Source organism: Streptomyces sp. NPDC032161 (genome assembly GCF_040636995.1).
GTDB lineage: Bacteria > Actinomycetota > Actinomycetes > Streptomycetales > Streptomycetaceae > Streptomyces.
Window position 1 is genome coordinate 1 of record NZ_JBEZVN010000063.1, and the last position, 17,716, is coordinate 17,716.

Consider the following 17,716-nt stretch of genomic DNA (forward strand, 5'->3'; position numbering starts at 1 on the left):
GCACCGCAGTCATCTCGTCCGGAGTCACACTCACTCAACGCGATATCGAACCCGAAAGACACGCACCACGGCCAACCTGACCAAGCACTACTAGTCCCTCGTGCTGGTCATGTCTTCCCTCCCCCCGTCGCGGCTCGGCGGCGGCACCGCGCCCGTACTCTTCAAGCAGGCTCGATCGGGCATGAGCGGCAGCCCCCGGACACGGGGCCACTGCTCACCCTCGCTGCTAACTAAGAGCTGCGATCAGGATCGCTACAGTACGGGCGTGCAGTGCTCGGTCGCGCGACGCGGGAACTTCCGGGATCGCAACACGCCACGCTGGCACGGCGCCGGGCGGCTGCGCACTGCTATCGTGCGGGCGAGTAGGCCGTACGGCGGCCCGACCGTCTACGTCGATTCCCGGCTTTCGCGACGTTGTTCCCCGACGGCAAAACCGGCCACGGCTAGTCCTCACTCCCAGCGCACAGGACGACTCCTGCAGGGCTGCGGTGCCGGGACACAGACCCTGTCGATACGGAGTACGCCGTGGCCACGACCAGCACCCAGCGCCGCACGCGCGCCCGCCGTCTCTACACCGGCGAACCGCACGCCAGCGCACTCAACGAAGTACGACGCCACCGTGAGGTCCTTCCCGCAGCATCCACCGCCGCCCAGCAAGACCTTGAAGCGTGCGTCCTGGCCGCGCTCGTCGGCGAGTTCGGCGTGCACCGCCCTGGCGACCAAGGAGGACCTTTCGCGCTGGCCTGGGTCGGACCGCGCGAGGACTCACTGGTCCTGGCCGTCGCCGAGCCTCACCGCGAGCGCGTGGTGCGGTGCCTGCTCAACGCGCACGGCGACGGCGGCCGCGTGGTGCCCGGCCTTGAGCAGCGCGGGAACACTGGGAAGTGGATCACCCTGGCCGACCCGGACGGCGGCACCCTGCTGCTTCCCCGCGACCACGGCCCGGCCCTGCTCCGCGCCCTGGAGGACCTGGCCGACCGGTCTGCCAGCGTCAGTTCCCAGAGCGCACCTCCCCCGTGGGCCGGTACGCCGGGCGGACGGAAGCGCGCGAGTACGGTGCTGCGCCGGATCCGCCTCTTCACGGACCACGGCACGGTCAACTTCGGCACGGCGCTGCCCGGCGATGCCATGCTCGACGGACCGCACCCTGAGCTGCTGACATGGCCACGGCGCCCGCGCGTCATCGCGGTCGCCAACTCCCAAGGGGGCCACGGGTGCAGCTCGCTCGCCACCGGCCTTGCCCAGGCGCTGGCCGGCCAAGGCCACCGCGTCTTGTATCTGCTGACGTCGCGCGGCGTGCAGAGAGGACCGGGCCTGCAGGGACACCGGTGGCCCGAGGCGGACCCCGGGCTGGCCACCGTGGCCGAGGACCCCGACCGGCATGTCCACCTGCTGCCCAGCCTCGGCCACGCCTTCGTCCGCTGTTCCACACCTGGTGCCGACGGGCCGGAACAGGCAAGGCAGTTGGCTCTCCTTCTGCGGCACCCTGCCCTCGACCGCGTCTTCAGCCACGTCGTCACCGATGCCTCTCCCGTCGGCCTGCCGCGCGCCGCCGCCAGCACCGCCGATTTGACGCTCACACCGTGGCGGCGCATGCCCCGCCTGCCGGGACGGGAGGTCACCGAAGTGCACCTCACCCCTCTGGGAGAGATCTGGGCCTGGCTCAAGGTCGCCTACCGGGACATTGAGCACTGCGGGCTCGACAACCTGGAGGACTACGACACGTACGAGGAGCGCTTCGCCAAGCTCGTCCGGGAGACCGGTCGGCAGAAGACGGACGACGAACTCGAGGACGCTCTCGCACGGCGCTTGTTCCTCCGCGACTGCGACGAGGCGGGCCGTCAGCGATGGGGAGCATTGTGGGAGGAGGGGCGGGACGGCTGGATCGCGCACCTGGTGCACGAGACCCAAACCGGCTGGGACGAGGCTGCGGGCGCACGCGTCCTGCGCACCCTGACCGACCAGGAGTGGCAGGCCGCGCTCCAGTCGCGGGTGGCCAAGGCAGCCCACGAGGTGCTGTGGGACCTGCAGGTGGCCACCGGCAAGCGCCGCCCCTGGCTGGTCCCCACCACTCGGATGCCCGCCGACGTCGTCCGCACCGTCGGCGAGGCGTGCACGGCCCAGGGCCTTCGCTTGTCCTCTACTGTCCTGCCCGATGCCGGCGATCTGGGTCGGCCTGCGGCACGGTCCCGCTGGGAAGACGCCGCGCGGCGCCTGGCCGACGAGGCTTGCGCGCAACTGCCCCGGTGACGTAACCGGGCGCCTCCTGTCCCGCCGGTGATCGCGGAGACCGGGCAGGCTGGACAAAGCAATCGGTCGGCGGCGCGGCATCGGCAGGCCACTCGATCAGCAACCAGCAGTCGGGAAGGATCCGTTCCGCCAGCCGTGTTCGGCTGAGGCGACCGCCTCGCCGCGTGCTGACTTCAGCGGCGGGTGACGGTGTAACCCGCATCGTTGACCGCGCGGGTCCATACGTCGCGGTCGAACCACTTGCTGATGTTGGGCTGCATCTCGGAAATGGTGCGCATCCGGGCCTCCCAGTCGTGCCCGGCCGGGCCGCGGCTGCCGTCGCATCCAGCGCAGCCGTCCTCGCCGTGGATGTGGCCGGCCATCCACGCGTTGACCGCCACGTTGATGATGACCGCGTACAGGTCGCCGCCTGTCTGGGCCAGGGAGTCCGGGACGCCAGCGAGGACCAGGGCGAGTTCGGGGTTGTCCAGCGGCGGCATCGGAGCCTGGCCCACGCCCTTCTCGTTGCTGCTCTCCTCGTAGGAGGCCACGCTCTGCGCGAGGTGGTCGGCTGTGGCCTTGGCGTCGAAGTACCGCCAGGCGGAGCGCACTTGGATCCCGAGCCGCTCGACCACGGTGTTGATGTTGTTCTCGATGAAATCCTCAACGCTCGACGGGGCGAGCGTCACCCCCTTATGCGCCAGCTCCGCGAGCGTCTGGGCAACGGCTTCCTTGAATGCCTTCGTGTTCCGCACCACCACATCGTAGGTGCGCGGGAGGCTCCGCCGAACGGCTTCACCCGCGGGCGCAGTCAGAGAGGTGCTGTCAGCGGCTGCCGCCAGCTGCGAAGGGGAACTCGTCTGGCCGCTGAAAGGCGTTCCAGCACAGGCGGCCTCGGCGACGGCCGCGAACGCCTCCGCCCCGAGGTCGGGCAGCTCGCCCAGGCTGGGCGGGGCCGCGCTGTGATCGGCTGACGGGCTGGTCGCCTTCGTCATGGGCGGTCCCTGAGAATGTGAGGCGGTCCGGGAGGACCGGGTATGGCTGATGGGTTCCTTCCGACCTCGGTGGTTTATGGGCCCCGCAAGGGGCTCCGGGGCAAGTATGGTGCCGGGGATGGAAGGCCGACTAGGTGCCTGACATGTGTGACAGTTTCAGACGCGCTGGCCTGCGCAGGGGGCCCGGGAACCCCAGATAGCAGTGGTGCCCGTTGCCGTCGGCACTCCGCGCTGCAGGGCCGTTTCCGGGGTCTGAGGCGCGACGCCGCCAGGGAGGGCGACGAGGACAGTTACGAGCGGGCCCGGTGAACGTTCCAGGCACCCGGCGTGGGCCGTCTCTCGCCTCGCCAAGCGCCTGGAACGTACGGGCCCGTCAGGGCCGGGGCAGCGGCAGGCCGGGCAGTTGCGGGTGCCGCAGGTGCTGCCCGCCGTCGCGGACATGCAGGGTGAAGGTCTCCGGCCCCGGTCGGCCTGCAGCGTCGTAGGCGTCCAGGACTCGCTCGGTCCGCTCCCACAGCTTCACCGGCCCGCCCTCGCGCACCTGCCAACCATCGCCGTGCGGGGTGAGGGTGGCCACGGAGCCGGTGACGACGTCGATCAGGTGCACCACCTCGCCCACGGTCGTCATCTGCGCATCCGGCACCGCGCTCTGGACGAGGAAGCGCAGGTGGAACGCCTCCTCGGTGGCGGCGCTGATCCTCTCCGGGCCGTGCGGGGTGGTCCGGGACCTGTCCGGCAGGCCCGCGGCCCAGTGGGCGGGGTTGCCGAACGTCGGCGCCGCGTGCGTACGTGCCGACATGAACGACACCGTGCCACCGAGCAGCGGGCCCTCGGCGGTCCCATCGGCACCGACCGTGAGGAGGACGCGAGCGTAGCCGTAGAGCCAGCCGGAGAGGGTGAGCAGAATCTTCCCGCCCGGCCGGGTCTGCGCGAGCAGGGCGGGGGGGACTGCGCGGAACGAGCAGGCGGCCACGATCCGGTCGAACTGCGCCTCGGGCCAGTACCCGTACAGTCCGTCCGCCGCGGCCAGGGTCGGCGTGTAGCCGCACCCGTACAGCGCGCTCGCCGCCTGCTCCAGGCGGCGACCGTCGACCTCGATCGACGTGACACCGGCGGAGCCGAGACGTTCGCACGCAAGCGCGGTCGAATAGCCGGTCCCGGTGCCGATCTCCAGCACCGTGTGCCCTTCGGTGAGCTCGGCGTCCGTCCACATGCGCACGACGAGCGAGGGCAGCGTGGAAGACGATGTCGGGGCCCCGCCGTGCCGTATGGCGGGCTGCTTCCAGTCGGGTTCGGCGCCGTCGAACTGCGTGATGAGCGTGGTGTCGGAGTACGTGGCGGCCAGCCACCGGCCGTAGTCGAGCTCGGCGGTGACCGGCTCCCACACCGTCAGGCCCTGCCCGTCACGTCCGTCGGCAGGCAGGTAGAAGCCAGGTACGAACCGGTGCCGCGGCACCGCCTGAACCGCCTCCTTCCAGGCCGGATCGGCAAGTACGCCGTTCTCGGCGAGGGCCTTGGTCATCGCCTCGCGCAGCCGCGCGGCATCGGTCTCAAGGTCGGCGGGCATCGTCACGCAGCACCGCCTCCTTCCTGCTTGAGAATGTCGGCGAACGCCTCGGTGATGGCGGGCGCGTCGGGCAGCCAGCCCCACTGGCCGTTCGGATTGCATTCGATCGCCGTCCAGTGCTCCGGGACGTCCCCGTCGTCGGTCAGAGCGAAGTCGAAGCAGCCGAAAACCAAGCCGAAGGAGGCCAGGTAGCTGTGCAGCGCGCCCTCGATCGGGGCCGGGAGTTCTATGGGGGTGTGGATCAGGTCGTCCCAGTTACCACGGCGCCAGTCCAGCGCACCGTCCGGGGCGGCGACCTGCTGGGCGAATACCTTCTCCCCCACCACGGTGACCCGTACATCACCGGTCTTGGGGATCTCGGCCTGGAACAGGTGCGCGGTCACGGAGAGGGTGTCGTCGAAGGTGTCGGGGTCGACGCGCTGGGCCCAGATCGCCCCGGTGTGCCCGTCCTCGCCCGGGGGCAGCCCGCGGAACGCCTTGTAGATCACGTGGTTGTGCTCGGCGGCGAACTTCCGTGCGGCCTCGGCGTCGTTGGTAACCAGGGTCGGCGGGATCTGAAGCCCGAGTTCGGTGAAGCGCTGGAGCTGGGCGGGCTTGAAATCGGCCCGGGTGACCGCGGCGGGGTGGTTGACGTACTTCGCGCCGTGCAGGTTGTTCAGGATGCCGCCGAGCCCGTGCCTCGCCTCGGCTGCGGCGAAGTCCCGCTGCTGGACGGGCAGGTGCCGGTACCGGGCGGTGTAGGGGGTGGGGCGGCGGTAGTAGACCGCCGCCACCTCCCCCAGCTCCACCTCCCTGCTCGCCGTACGCAGCCGTCCGCCCCAGGTGGAACTGTCCTGCCCGATACGGGCCGCGAAGGTCAGGGCGGGCCCGATATCGGCCGGTTCGACGCGTACGACGGGCACCTCACGCTCGTTCAGCGCGGCGATGACCTTGTCCGCGGTGAAATCTTCCAGCGCGGTGACGACCAGGACGGTGGAAGCCACCGGTCAGTCCGACTCGTAGTCGGTGGTGTTGTCGTCCTGGGCCTGCGGCTGCGGGCCCTGCCCGTCGCCGCCCCCGGACATCGAGGCGGTGCCAGTCGTTTTCGAGGTGCCGTGATTGCCCATCTCCACCACGCGGCCAGTGGTGTCGGTGTAGCGGGCGGTCTGCGAAAGCGGGTCGAGCATCACAGCCGCATACGGCGGCGGGCCGACCGGTAACCGGTCGGTGACCAGCCGCATCGCCCACGGCGCCCCGGGTGCAAGTGTCGCCATGCGAAATCCCTTCCCCTATGCCGAAAGCGGTCAGCCAGGCGACTGCCGCCTCCACAGAATCGGCGCCCGACAGGTGCACTGGCCAGTACCGTACAGGTCGCAAACCCTGGCGGAAAAGCCACGCTCCGAATGCGCAGGCGGGGGCCGGCAGACGATCGCGCAGGAAGCCTTGCTGCGCGTCAACGCGGCCGGACAGGTGCGTAGCTGGCTCACCGACCAGGACGACGCCGCCGACACCCTCCGTAAGGACGAGCCCGGCGTAGTCGCGGTGCGGCTCACCAGCGGCCTCGAGCTGGACTTCGCGGCGAACGACGAGCCCTCTCTTCCGGCGCCCGCCGCCGAAAGACACCAAGCGATGATCGAGCGGCCGCACGCATAGTTCGACACCGAGGACGGAATCGCCGGGGCGCAGATCGTCCCGAGCACCCCCGCAGTGGGTGTCGAGCACAAAGACAGCACCGACTTTCACCGTGGTGGTGAGCGTTGGGGCCTGACCTCCGGCAGCAGCTTCCCGCGCTGCTCGGGCCACGCGCCTTAAATCACCAGCGGCTCACACCCTGGGGGGACGCGAGCCTGCGTCTTCCTCGCCCCGCCTGGGAGGGTGGGGCGGCCCCGGCCGTACTAGATATTTGCCCGGCCGCTCGCCAGACGGGCAGGAGCGCTGCGGACCCGGCGCGGGTTCGCAGCCCGTCAGGTGAGATACACCGGTGGCCGTGACTGAGGGCAGGCAGCTAGAGGCAGCTGCCGGACCGCCTGAATCCCGAGGGCCTTGACTTCTCTTCAACGCGAATGCGGGACACACCGACGCCGCCGCCAGAAGGTCCACGAGGTGCGCCCCGTGCTCCTCGAACACCAGGTTGTGGTGGCCCGCAGCCGACCAGGACGACCTCCATAACAAGTGCAACAGCGTGCTGGAACGGCCGGGCGCGGGTGATGGCGTCGGTGTGATGGTTCCTTCGGAGGGGTTCCTTGCCGAGGTCGCCCAAGAACGAGTCCGGCAGACGAGCATGGTGTGCGCGGGTTCAGCCTCGCTCGATGGTGATCCGGTTCTCGTCGAAGTGCGGCCAGTTCAGCACGAGGTGGAACCGTTCGTGACCCTTCAGAGCTTCAAGGGCTGTCTGTTCTCGGGCGGTGCCGCGCTCAAGGCGGGCCTCGCCTTCCTGGGTGAGCCGACCGAGTGCGTTGCGGAGGTCGTCCTCGCTTAGGTCGGTCGCCTTGGCCAGCCGGTCGACGGACGTGAAGACTTCCGCTGGGCGGTTCAGGTCGTCCGTGAGGTAGTCGATCAGCGTCTGTTCCGCTGGGCCGCTCTCCCAGAATTGCCGACGGTACGCGATTGCGGCTCGTTCCTTGTCTGTCAGGGCCAGGGCGGTCTCGGGGCCCGGGATGGGGTCGGGCATGGACCACACGCCGTCCTGCTGGCTGGCGATGCCCAGGGCGAGCATGGTGTCGGCAAGCTCACGGATCGTGGTCGGGACGGCGAGGTCGGCGGTGCGGAGTAGTTCCTCGCATCGGGCCTGGTGCTCTTCGGCGTCTACGCGGAGCTGGTTCTTCTCCTGCTCTGTCTCGGCGTACTCCAGTTCGTCCGGGTCCATCCACACGACGGGCGAGTCGAGGGAATTGCTGGCGTTGCCGAAGAAGGCACCGGGCTCGCCCTGATAGATCTGCTCCAGGACGTCATCGAGGCTGCCGCGCAGGCCCCGGACCGTGGCTGTGCCGAAGAGCATGGACAGCATCATTGCCTGGTGCTGGGGTAGGTAGCTCGGCCACCCGCTTGCGAACCAGCCGCTGTGCAGGGACAGGTAGCTGTCGTTGTCGTGCTGGCTGGTGTCATGGACGAGGGACACAGTTCTCCTTACGGGCGGTTCTGTGAGGTGGGCGGGAGATACGGAGGAAGGTTCCTGATCCGTTCCTCAAGCAGGTGGGTGAGCGGCCCATCCTCGCTCGTCTCGTCGTTGGGGTCGATGAGGCCGGCATCGGCGAGGCGCTGAAGTCCGGCGCGGAGATCGGACTTGCTGTTCTGTTCGCCGAAGGCTCCAGCGCGGATCTGGGTGATGAAGTCGTCGACGCTGACGTCGTCAGCGAGATCCGGGAGCCATTCGTTGACCTTCACGTAGAGACCGAGGTCGTGCAACGAGGTGCTGGCGTTCAGCGCCTCGGGATCATGACTGCGGGCTGCGGGCGAGGGCCGCGCATCTTGGGCCTGAGGACATCCTGTCGGTCAGTGCGAGCCTCGGGGTGGGATCCAGACGGATCCCACCCCGAGCATCAGAACGAGGCCTGCGGGATGGCGCGGTAGGTAGGGCCGCGCGGCGGTGGGCGAAGACGGTGGTGCTGGGCAGATCCGGCCACCAGGCAGCAACACCGGCCGTCAGGGCGTGTACCGACCGGCGGTACGCCCGTTTAGCGGTCCATTGCCTCCCCGATACGCATGTCATCAGCGTAGTGCTCGTCCCTGGCCTGGGCGTCGGCGTCAGGGGCCGAGCTCGACGGTAGCTCCTGGAACTTCTCGGTGGGGAACGGCGGCAGTCCGGCTTGCGGCAGGACTGCCGCCTGACGCTGGACTACCGCCTGCAGCGGTGGTCCTCTGCGGCAAGGCGCTTGAGCTTGCGCCGCACCCGTTCCCCCATGAATGCCGGTTGCCCGGCCTTGAATGCCGCCTGTGCCAAGGTGAGGCCCGCGGCCGCGTAGCAGTCGGCGACTTTCCGCTCCTCGGGTTTGAACTTGGCCAGCACGCGGTCGATCTTCTCTTCCTGGCCCAGCAGTTCCTCGTCGGCGGCGCGGGCGTCCGCAAAGCGATCGGGGTTGTCCAGCGGGACGACGCGTTTCCCCTGCCTGGTGCGCTCCCACAGTTCGGTATTTGTAGAGGTCGCGGCGTGAGTGGCAGCGCGCAGGCAGTCTTTGAGTCCGCCGTTGCTGTGCACGTGACCTCCCAGCCTTTCCTCCAGCAGCCCCTGGGCGATGCGTTCGGGTCGCCGGTCGGGCCGGGAAACCGTCACTACCCAGCCACAGCCGTAACCTGCGGGCGGGTCACCGGTCCGGCGGCCCAACTGTTGGTGACCGCCTCAGCTAGGGGAGTGAAAAGCCTGGCTTTGCGGGCCTATGCAAGGGGTCCGAGGTTTCCTTCCAGGACAGTCTGGATAATCTGGGGCCGGCCCCAGAGAGCCAGAATTTCGTTGGCGATGGCCACGATGGGTAGGGGGTCGTGGTCGCCGTACGCCTTGATGGACGCAGCCGACAGGCTCCGGGGGACGGCGCCGGCATCCAGAAGGACACGCCAATCCTGCGGGCCGAGTTCCAGGAATTCCAGGCTGGTGAGCTCGGCGATCTCCAGCGGGTCGGCCAGCGTACCGGCGTACGCGGCGAGGGTGCGCAGGCGGGGCAGCCCGATGACCGGGGCGAGGCTGAACGGTGCGCCGTCCCACACCCCGATCGAGAGGACTTCCAGGCCGGGGTGGGCGGCTTCCCGGACGCTCTTGATGCTCGCGTGGTTGACGTGGGCCACGAGCGGTGACTCTTCTCTGCGGTGCCGGCGCTCGTGCGTCTCCCGGCCCAGGACCCAGTCGGTGAGCGAGTCGGCCAGCAACTTGGCGCCGACGCTCTCCTCGTGGCTGAGCAGGATGATCTGCCCGGTGTGTCCGTGCGGGCCGGGCGTCAGGTCGACCGCGAGCTGGTCTCCTCCGCCGTTCTCACCGAATACGATCCACCCGGGTGATCCGACGACGCCTTGTACCGCTGCGTCGGGCCCAGTGTCGACTGCTTTCTTGGCCGCGAACTCCCAGCGGCAGTGGCGGGTCGAAGCTTCGGCGGTGTACAGGTCGTCCACGGATGAGAGTTCGCAGCGCACCGCTTCGAAGACACCGTCCGCCGTGTCGTAGTCGTCGCCCCAGTCCTCCCAGCGCGCCCGGGTCACCCGGTAGAGCACCTTGAGTTCCTCTGGCAGGCAGACGCCCAGGCGTGCTTCGGCGGCGGCGATCTCCTCCTCCGTCGCGCCGATGGCGTCGGGTAGCCGTTCCCGCAGCCTCCGCTCCAGCAACTCCGGGTCCGCTGAGGAGGCCGGCCTCGCTTCGTGCGTCGGATCGGGGAGGCGGCGCCAGGGCTCGGGAAGGGAGTCTTCGATGAGGATGAGCGCACCGGGATGAGAGTTTCCGATCCCGGGTTCCACCGCCGGGCTGGGGCCGAGCAGACGAAGCACGGTCGTCCCGGTCGGTTCGATCTTCGCGGAGAACGAGACGTCGTCGACACCAACCTCCGTCATCGCGGTCTGCACCCGCTCCACCGCGTCGAGCTCGTCCTGTATGTCCTCGGTCTGGAGGGCTCGACCGGGCGGTGGCACCGGGTGCGGGAGGGTCAGACTCCAACCGCTTCGCCCGATGCGACCCGCCACGCTTATGGGCTCGGCACCGGCCTTGTCTGCCTTGGCGGCCCGCAAGAGCCTCAGCACGGGCTGCCAGGTCGCGAAGTCACGTATCGATTGCCCGGGGGGATTCTGAGTAGCCATGCGAAGACCGTACGCGGGGCGGCTGACACCCGGTGTCACAGGAGGCAGGGCTGCTCGCAAGGTAGCAGTCGGACTCTCAATCCATGGATCGGAGTCACCGCGTACGGCCCGGTCCGACTTTCCGCCCGATCGCCTCGCGTCGGCACCTACTCGTCGTCGGCGGCAGTGGTGGCAGGGTTGTAGAGACGGACACCCATGAGGGTGAGGCCGGTAAGCGTCTCAGTGGAACGTTGCTTGCCTCCCAGCCAGTTGTAGCGGGTCTCCGCCTGGCCGGCCCGCGGGTTGCCGTACTCGTCGCTGTCCAGGGCAACGGGGGCCTTGGCGGTGTCCAGCAGGAGCTGGAGTGCGACATCGCCGTGGATGTTGGTGAGCTGCAGGACGGTGCCGCCGGTCTTGTTGGTGGTGGCGGCGAGGTCTCCGGATGCAGAGTCCACGTTCCGCGTCAGCGCACTGGTCGCGGTGTCCTCGGTGATCCAGCGGGGATTGTCGCCGTCGTCGTCGTAATGGTTGAGCCTTGAGCTGTTCTGGGTCCAGTTGCTGCCGCTGCCACTCTCAACCTTCCAGGAGCGGAAGCGCTGATCGGCGTCGAGCTGCCAGGTCTGACGCTTGCCGTTCGCCGTCTGCTGGTAGGCGAGGTCGTCGGCGTGGTAGCCGATGGTGCTGCCGGGCAGGGCGGTGGTGCGGCCGAAGGCGTCGTAGGTGTAGCCGGTGTCGATGAGGCGGTCGGCGCTGTCGTAGGTGTGGTTGGTTGTGGTGCCTTCGGTGGTGGTGCAGCCCAGGCCCGGGACTGCTGGGCTCGAGGTGAGGGACTTGCGGTTGCTGCGGGCGTCGAAGGTGTAGGTGCGGCGTGTGCAGATGGTGTCCGCGGTGTCCTCGACCGTGGTGAGCCGACCGGTCGCGTCGTAGCGGCAGGTCTGGTCGGACCAGCCGGCGTGCGCGGTGACCTGTCCGTGGACGGACTCGGACACCGTGTCGGAGTAGACGATCGTGCCGTCACTGTCACGGGTGTAGGTGCGGTCGGTGGTCGAACCGGTCGTGTCCTCGGTCTGCTTGACCGTGTAGCCGCCGGGCAGTCTTTCGCGGGTGACCGATCCGTCGGCGTCGTAGGTGGCCTGGAAGGTACCGGCGACGGAGTCGGTGGTCTTCGTGGCGAGGCCGCGCGGTTCGGCGGCGTGATCGTAGGTGTAGGTGACGGTGGAGGGGGCGTTGTCGGTGACCTTGACCTGCCGGTCGAGCAGGTCGTACTCGGTGGTCGTCACACCGTTGTCGGCGTCCGTGTAGGAGACCTGCCGGCCGAGTTTGTCGAACGCCTTGGTGATGGGTGCCTCCGGTCGGGGACGGCGAACTCGGTGAACCCGCAGTCGCTGGTCAAGGCCATCTGCTCGGCGCTGACCGAGCACGGCCCCTCCCACTGGCCAGCGCTCGCAGCGGGTCGTGGTGGACTGGCTGAGGATCACAGTGGTCGGCGATCCGGCAAGCTGGGACATCGAGCAGGTGATGCAGGCCGCCACCACCACCAGGTCAGGCACGGGGATCTGAAGGTGCCGCCGGACTGGGAGGAGGGCGGTGTCCGGCTCGGGGTGGAGCTGGACAAACTGCGGCGCAAGGCACGCGCGGACAAGGACGATCTGGACCGCCTGGCCCAGGAGCTGGGGAACGAGGAGAAGGCGCGCAAGGAGTGGATGGCGCGCGGGCCTCGGATCCATCCCGACCTGGTGCGCTACCTGGCGGAGCGGGGCTTTGTGTGGGAGCCGCGGGCGGACGGGCGGGCCGTGCTGCTCGGGGCCGCCCGGGCCTACGTCGAAACCCACGGGCACCTGCTGCCCCGCAAGGACGAGAACGTCGACGGCGAGGAAGTGGCCCTCGGCGCGCTGCTGGCCGAACGGCGCCGGCCCGGCATCAAGGACCCGGAACTCGACACGATCGGAGCTCTTCCGGCCAGTGAGGGAATGCCGCGGCCGGCGTCCTGGACATGGCGGGTCCCCGAGGACAAGCCGTGGACAGCCGCCTTCCACCGCCAGCTCGTACGCCTCGAGCGGTTCAAAAACGAAGGCGGGACACGGGCCGAACTCCTGCACGGAACACGGTTCTACCGCGGTGAGGACCTCGGAAAATGGCTGTACGAGCAGCACGTGCGGTGGAAGGAACTGCACGAGGAGCAGCGAGTGGAACTGGGCAGGCTGCGCATGGGACCGGCTGCCTGGGACGCCCGGGTGGCCTCGGCAGTGCCCCAGGCGCGGCGGGGCCGCAAGGAGCGGCTCATGGAGATCGTGATCGCCCCGCGCAGCGGCACATCGCCGAGGCCGGTCTCCTCGTCGACGAGACAGGGCAGATCCAGGTGGCAGCCGACTACCGGCCCGAAGTGGGCGGGCGCGAAGTACGGCTCAAGAAGCGGCTCTACGCCGCGCGCGACAGATACACCAGCTACCCGCCGGACCTCCAGGCCCTGTTCACTGGTCTCGGCCTGCCCTGGGCAGATGCTGCAGATACGGAAAGAGCATCCGACTGATCACTGCGGCGCCGAACCCAGCCCCTCCGCCATCCCCGTCCCTGTCGTCCGCGCCGGTGGCCGACGCAGCCGCTCCAGCCCCGAGACCCGCCGCCCCTCCGGGACGTCGAGCAGCGCCATTAGGTCCGAGGTGGTTGCTCAGGGAGACGGCTGTTCGAACTGTGCTGGGCCAGGCTGTCCGGACCTGAAGAGGCCCGGAGCCACTGGCATTGGCCGCCCACCCCGGACCCCATGCTCGCCACGGACTACCTGAAGGCCCTGGTGTCGGAGTTCCGTCTCCCGAGGCGGGTTCCGGCCGCCACGAGCCGGACATGGAATGCTTCGGCCTCACGGTCTGCGCCCATGTTCAGCCACCACGCAGGTCGGTGGTCTCCTGGCGCAGGCCCGCGAGTTCGCCGCCGAGTCATAAGCCCACCGCGCCCTCCTCGCGCGCCGTGCACGGCCGTGGTCGCCGGGTACACGTCTCGGACGACAACGGTGCTGTGGCCGCCACTCTGTTCATCCTGGCAAGCGGGGTCGTCAAGGCCAGCACGCCGTTCACTGCAAGGAATGAAAGCCGGTCAGGGACCGCGTGTATGTCTGGCCGCTGCGCGCGATATCCCGCCACGATGCGCTGCATCGCCTTCCGAGGGCCGACACCATCTGTCTGTCCGTATGCAGGCGGTCCGCGGACAGGAAGGCAGCGAGTGAGTAAGAGCAAGCGCAAGAAGACCGACCGGCACCGTCAACCGAGAGGCCCGGAGGCCCTGCGCAAGAAGGAGAAAACCTCCCGGAAGCAAGGGTCAAACGAGTGCTTTCCACAGCAGCTTCCGCAGTTCCCGCTCGTACACCGCGCCAAGCCAGAGGTCATCAACGGCCGCATGTACATGGCCACCGCACGCATGCACCTAGATAGTGGCGAGGTAGCGGAGTTCGACCTGCTCGCCACCCTCCACGCGATCGCTACCGGCGAGCTCACCGGCGTGTGCGCCGACATCATGGCGGCCCTCGCATTCACATACATTCAACAAGCCCCGATTCCGCTCGCGAACCGCGACTTGATCACCACTCCCACCGCCCTGGTCGACTCCTTCCGACGTCTTGTCGCCGACGGCTTCATGGGATGCGACCACCATGGCGGCTACCTCACCGCCGGCCCGCTCCCCGCAGTCGTGTGAGCCGCCCACTGTTTGATCGGTTTTGCATGCGGCAGCGTCGATCTGGACCTTTACACATCACAGCTCACGGGCTCGCGCCAGACCTGCTCCACGACCTGCCGCCAGGAGGCACTCCGCCTGCGCAAACAGGCTCCGCTCGACGCTGAGAACAGACCGGCGCAGCAGGCTCACTCAATCCGCAGTCCGTGAGGTGACCGTGTCGATCCCTGAGGCCCGCAGCTTGCGGGCCAGGAGCTCCATCTCGGGCAGCGTCCCTGAGTACTGCCCGCTGAGGACCTGCTCCAGCACGGCCTTGACACCGTCCAGGCCAATGCCGAGCTCCGCCCGCAGCACCCGCATGATGGCGGCGTTGCTCGCCGGCCCGCTTACCCGCAACCTCGCGCGCCCGTGCTCGGAGAGCAGTCGGCTACGCATTTCATCCGGCAGGTCACCGCCACAAACGGCCAGGGCGAACCCACAGGTCGAACACGTCGACTCAACATCCCACCGCAGCGTCTCGCCCACCAGCGCCTGGACTCCGCACCACTCTGCCTCGGCACCGCACCCCTGGCACACAGCGGAGTACCTGATGGACTCGACCAAGATCGACTTTTCCACAATTCCACCCCTCAGCAGACAAGAGGTTAAGCGGCAAGGCGAACGTCTTCCGGGGCACCAGCACTCAGCATCCAACCTGCTGGCCCGCTCTCCACGGCCGCATCGATGCCTCACGAAGCTGTCTCACTCCATGCAGGTTCATGCGATCCCGGCGACTGACTTCACTGAGACCGGGCCTCCGGCAGGGAGCCCCGGCCGCTAACCCTCGTCGGCGTCGTGGTCGAAGCCCCGCAGGACGGCGTCGTGGTCGAAGCCCCGCAGGACGGCGTCGAGCTCGGCCGCCGCGCCGCACACGGTGCACAGCCGAACGCCCGGCTGCTGCGCGACGTCCAGGGCCCGCTCCAGGGCGAGCACAGGCGCCCCGGCCGGGCCCACCCCGGCCGCCGGCTCTCGCCACCACCCACCCCGACGGACGCCGCGGCCCGAGCAACTGCTCGACGGCCTCCAGACGCTCGGTGGGCACCTGGTCGTACGAGACACCCTCGACCGGCCGCACATGCTCCGGGGCCCGCACCCACACCCGGTACTCCGCAGCCTCCACCTCTACCGGCTCGCCGGGGCCGTTCCGGTAGACGGGAAGACCAACCTGGTACGGCCACCCGTCCCGCACCTGGCGCCGCGCCCACAGGCGTGCGACGACCTCCTGGCCCCCGGGCAGCAGGACCCGGATGGGGCCGGGCCGGGTTCGCAAGGCGTCGTCATACCGCCCACCGTACGCACCACCTCATACCTCACTGAGAGCACGGCACAGCTTCTGAGCTGGCCACGCCCGGTCGGGGCGCCTGGCTTCGTTCACGTGAAGCAGCAGCAGTTCGGCAGCGGTTTGGGCAGCAGTTGGCGATCTTGGGAGCTGTAGTTGTTCGCCAGAAATGACGTCACCCGACGGTCGCGAGGATCAAGGCTTGCCCGAGTCGTTGATCTTGGTCGAGGATTCGTCTCGACGGACTTCGCTCAGTGACTTTGTGTCGACCCGCATGCGAGCATCACCGGGCGGCTCCGGACCGACCAGAAGAAGAGAGGGCACGATCGCGTGGAGGACTTGATCAGGCTGGATGAGTCGGGGCGCATGGTCCCGGTTGACCGCCAGGCCCTGACTCAGGTTGTTGCGACGTTGCTCGACGGTCCGCTTGATCGTCCCGCACTGCTTCGACGGGCGGGCACTGGGCTCTTCGTGCTCGGTCGGTGTGAGGAAGCCATCGTGCTTCTGACCCGTGCGCTCGCTCTCTGCGACAACAAGCAAGCCGTTGCGGTTCACATCAACCTCGGCGATGCTCACCGCTACTCGGGGAATCTTGTGGCAGCAGAGCCTCACTACCAACTAGCGCTCGGCCTCGCCGAGATTCACGTTCCAGGCATGCTGTCGTTCTGTCTTCAGCATCTCGGCAAGCAACGCCTGGACCAAGGTCGCGTCAAGGAGGCGCGGAACCTCCTGCAGACAGCGCTCCGGCAACGTCTCGCCCATGGAGATGCGTCCCTGGTGGCCAGCACGAGGGACGCCCTGCGCCTGGTCGACCAAGCAGAGTCCGAAGGCACGTGACGGGGCCTCCGGCCTCCCAACTATCTGCCGGATTCGTCATCTTCTGCGATGCCCTTCGCCCGGGGCCAGAAGACATCGGGTGGGAGCCTGCAGCGGTCAGCCGGCCTTGGCCGATTCCTCTGTCCGTGCCCGGGTGGAGGCGAGGCGGTAGACACCTCACGGTGCCAAGCGGTCAAGCCGGGGTCGTGAGAGGCCGGTGTAGCCTTCTGGCTGTTCGATTTCAGGCAGGGGGTGGGGATGCGATGGACGTAGTGCGGGTCATGGAGTCGTTGGCAGAGCAGGGTGTGACGGTGTTGTTCAAGGTCGACGCCGAGCGCATGCGCGATGCGACGAAGCCTTGGACCTTCGTCGCGAGCGGGGCTCCGCTTCGGGATGATCTCCTGGTCCGCACGGACGCCGTCTCCCTGGAGGCCTGCCTGGAGGTCTGCCTTTCGCGGCTGCGTGAGTTTGGTTTGGTGATTCCCGATTGACGGCGCGGTCCAGGGTGGGCAACGAGCTGTGATCGAGCTTCCCGAAGGGTCATGGTGGGACTGGGACATTGTCGCCTGGGACCCCGGGCGGTTGCGTCTGGGCGCCGGGCACGACATCTCGTATGCCCACGGCCTGGAGTTGGTGTTCAGCGACCCGATCTTTGTCACGTGCCCGGCCGCCTTCCAGGATCCTGTGTTTCGTGCGCCGACGCCTGACGAGGTCCGGCTCATTGCCCGGCAGGTCGGCGAGGCACCTCCCGTACTAATTGCCTTCGAGGCCGATGCGGGCGGGCCGAGTCTCGCTTCCGGCCTGGTCGCGGCCGGGCAGCTCGACATCGTCCAGGGAACCGTCTTCCGGTACTGGCGCGAGAACCTCGCAGTCGGGAAACGTCTGGCTCCCTGGGTGAAACCTCCGGCTTGATCGGTCCTCGACCTATGCGGCCGCCGCACCAAGGGGTTCGCCCGAAGGTGGGAAAGCAGCGAGTTCGTCGAACAGTCGGCGGTTCTTGAGGCAGTGGTGGAGCTGGCCGAGCAGCCGGTTGAAGAGATTGCGCTGGGCGGCGGCGTGCCAGTCGGAGTGCTCGTCGCGTCGGCGTCGGTAGTGGGCTTTGGCTCCCATGGAGGCCGTTACTGACTTCGGCTCGTCAGGGTGATCTTTGTCGATGTGCCTGATGTGCCTGATGGGCCTGGGGTGCGGGCTGTATCTCGTGTTGTGTGAGATATGCGGATGGGGGCGGGCTGACCGCCGCGGGGCGGCAGCGTCGGGAGGCCGTACGGCGGCAGGCGGCCGAGTTGTTCGAGCAGAAGATCAAGCCGCTGGAGGTCGCCCAGCGTCTCCGGGTGAGCCGGAAGTCGGCCTACCGGTGGCACCAGTTGTGGCGGGACGGCGGGATCGAGGCCCTGG

At 68.5% G+C, this 17,716-nt stretch carries 18 protein-coding genes and 3 pseudogenes; 8 read left to right on the forward strand and 13 right to left on the reverse strand.

The window, feature by feature from the left end; genetic code table 11:
• Positions 1–525: 525 nt before the first annotated feature.
• Positions 526–2,250 carry a hypothetical protein gene (locus AB0E67_RS35020; RefSeq protein WP_362034706.1) on the forward strand — a complete coding sequence of 575 codons (1,725 nt, stop codon included), beginning with the start codon at positions 526–528 and terminating at the stop codon, positions 2,248–2,250.
• Between the two features lie 173 nt (positions 2,251–2,423).
• Here the strand turns inward: AB0E67_RS35020 and AB0E67_RS35025 are convergent, their stop codons facing one another.
• From AB0E67_RS35025 to AB0E67_RS35040, 4 genes are all read right to left on the reverse strand, one after another.
• Positions 2,424–3,224, reverse strand: a complete 801-nt coding sequence (locus tag AB0E67_RS35025) for a hypothetical protein (protein WP_362034707.1) — start codon at positions 3,222–3,224, stop codon at positions 2,424–2,426.
• 373 nt (positions 3,225–3,597) lie between these two features.
• Positions 3,598–4,797 carry an ATP-grasp peptide maturase system methyltransferase gene (gene tgmC, locus AB0E67_RS35030; RefSeq protein ID WP_362034709.1) on the reverse strand — a complete coding sequence of 400 codons (1,200 nt, stop codon included), beginning with the start codon at positions 4,795–4,797 and terminating at the stop codon, positions 3,598–3,600.
• Positions 4,794–5,774: an ATP-grasp ribosomal peptide maturase gene (tgmB, locus tag AB0E67_RS35035; RefSeq protein ID WP_362034711.1), complete on the reverse strand. Its 981-nt coding sequence runs from the start codon at positions 5,772–5,774 to the stop codon at positions 4,794–4,796. Before tgmB ends, tgmC begins: the two co-directional genes overlap by 4 nt.
• Before the next feature lie 3 nt (positions 5,775–5,777).
• Entirely contained in the window at positions 5,778–6,044 is a 267-nt protein-coding gene (locus AB0E67_RS35040) for a putative ATP-grasp-modified RiPP (protein WP_362034713.1), read from the reverse strand.
• A 169-nt stretch (positions 6,045–6,213) separates the two neighbouring features.
• Here AB0E67_RS35040 and AB0E67_RS35045 point away from each other — a divergent pair, with 169 nt between their 5' ends.
• The gene (locus AB0E67_RS35045) at positions 6,214–6,423 is read left to right on the forward strand and encodes a hypothetical protein (protein ID WP_362034714.1); all 210 of its coding nucleotides are present in this window, start codon (positions 6,214–6,216) and stop codon (positions 6,421–6,423) included.
• 643 nt (positions 6,424–7,066) lie between these two features.
• Here AB0E67_RS35045 and AB0E67_RS35050 read toward each other — a convergent pair.
• From AB0E67_RS35050 to AB0E67_RS35070, 5 genes and pseudogenes are all read right to left on the reverse strand, one after another.
• The gene (locus AB0E67_RS35050) at positions 7,067–7,888 is read right to left on the reverse strand and encodes a DUF6042 family protein (RefSeq protein ID WP_362034716.1); all 822 of its coding nucleotides are present in this window, start codon (positions 7,886–7,888) and stop codon (positions 7,067–7,069) included.
• 8 nt (positions 7,889–7,896) lie between these two features.
• On the reverse strand, positions 7,897–8,154 hold the full coding sequence (locus tag AB0E67_RS35055) for a hypothetical protein (protein WP_362034717.1): 258 nt from the start codon (positions 8,152–8,154) through the stop codon (positions 7,897–7,899).
• A 451-nt stretch (positions 8,155–8,605) separates the two neighbouring features.
• Positions 8,606–8,965, reverse strand: a complete 360-nt coding sequence (locus tag AB0E67_RS35060) for a hypothetical protein (RefSeq protein ID WP_362034719.1) — start codon at positions 8,963–8,965, stop codon at positions 8,606–8,608.
• A gap of 176 nt (positions 8,966–9,141) precedes the next feature.
• A complete protein-coding gene (locus AB0E67_RS35065; RefSeq protein ID WP_362034721.1) occupies positions 9,142–10,542 on the reverse strand; it encodes an SMI1/KNR4 family protein in 1,401 nt (466 codons plus the stop codon).
• A 173-nt stretch (positions 10,543–10,715) separates the two neighbouring features.
• Positions 10,716–11,880: pseudogene (locus tag AB0E67_RS35070) on the reverse strand (sugar-binding protein); the annotation flags it as partial.
• Positions 11,881–11,891: 11 nt separating this feature from the next.
• Between AB0E67_RS35070 and AB0E67_RS35075 the strand changes: the two are divergent.
• Both AB0E67_RS35075 and AB0E67_RS35080 read left to right on the forward strand, forming a co-directional pair.
• Positions 11,892–13,304: a hypothetical protein gene (locus AB0E67_RS35075; protein ID WP_362034722.1), complete on the forward strand. Its 1,413-nt coding sequence runs from the start codon at positions 11,892–11,894 to the stop codon at positions 13,302–13,304.
• A 433-nt stretch (positions 13,305–13,737) separates the two neighbouring features.
• The gene (locus AB0E67_RS35080) at positions 13,738–14,208 is read left to right on the forward strand and encodes a hypothetical protein (RefSeq protein WP_362034723.1); all 471 of its coding nucleotides are present in this window, start codon (positions 13,738–13,740) and stop codon (positions 14,206–14,208) included.
• A gap of 171 nt (positions 14,209–14,379) precedes the next feature.
• Here AB0E67_RS35080 and AB0E67_RS35085 read toward each other — a convergent pair whose 3' ends face one another.
• The 3 genes and pseudogenes from AB0E67_RS35085 to AB0E67_RS35095 all read right to left on the reverse strand — a co-directional run bounded on the left by AB0E67_RS35085 (position 14,380) and on the right by AB0E67_RS35095 (position 16,081).
• Complete coding sequence (locus AB0E67_RS35085) at positions 14,380–14,712, reverse strand: hypothetical protein (protein WP_362034725.1); 333 nt, start codon at positions 14,710–14,712, stop codon at positions 14,380–14,382.
• 291 nt (positions 14,713–15,003) lie between these two features.
• Positions 15,004–15,496, reverse strand: a pseudogene (locus AB0E67_RS35090) (DUF6233 domain-containing protein).
• A gap of 204 nt (positions 15,497–15,700) precedes the next feature.
• Entirely contained in the window at positions 15,701–16,081 is a 381-nt protein-coding gene (locus tag AB0E67_RS35095) for a hypothetical protein (RefSeq protein WP_362034735.1), read from the reverse strand.
• Here AB0E67_RS35095 and AB0E67_RS35100 point away from each other — a divergent pair.
• From AB0E67_RS35100 to AB0E67_RS35110, 3 genes are all read left to right on the forward strand, one after another.
• Entirely contained in the window at positions 16,004–16,342 is a 339-nt protein-coding gene (locus AB0E67_RS35100) for a hypothetical protein (protein ID WP_362034733.1), read from the forward strand. The two genes, AB0E67_RS35095 and AB0E67_RS35100, sit on opposite strands and share 78 nt — an antisense overlap.
• A 260-nt stretch (positions 16,343–16,602) precedes the next feature.
• On the forward strand, positions 16,603–16,812 hold the full coding sequence (locus tag AB0E67_RS35105) for a hypothetical protein (RefSeq protein ID WP_362034727.1): 210 nt from the start codon (positions 16,603–16,605) through the stop codon (positions 16,810–16,812).
• A gap of 28 nt (positions 16,813–16,840) precedes the next feature.
• Complete coding sequence (locus tag AB0E67_RS35110; protein WP_362034729.1) at positions 16,841–17,233, forward strand: hypothetical protein; 393 nt, start codon at positions 16,841–16,843, stop codon at positions 17,231–17,233.
• A 12-nt stretch (positions 17,234–17,245) separates the two neighbouring features.
• Here the strand turns inward: AB0E67_RS35110 and AB0E67_RS35115 are convergent.
• A pseudogene (locus tag AB0E67_RS35115) lies at positions 17,246–17,446 on the reverse strand (IS110 family transposase); the annotation flags it as partial.
• An 80-nt stretch (positions 17,447–17,526) separates the two neighbouring features.
• On the opposite strand from AB0E67_RS35115, the gene AB0E67_RS35120 reads away from it, so the two are divergent.
• A partial coding sequence (locus tag AB0E67_RS35120; protein ID WP_362034731.1) for a helix-turn-helix domain-containing protein occupies positions 17,527–17,716 on the forward strand: 190 nt, incomplete at its 3' end.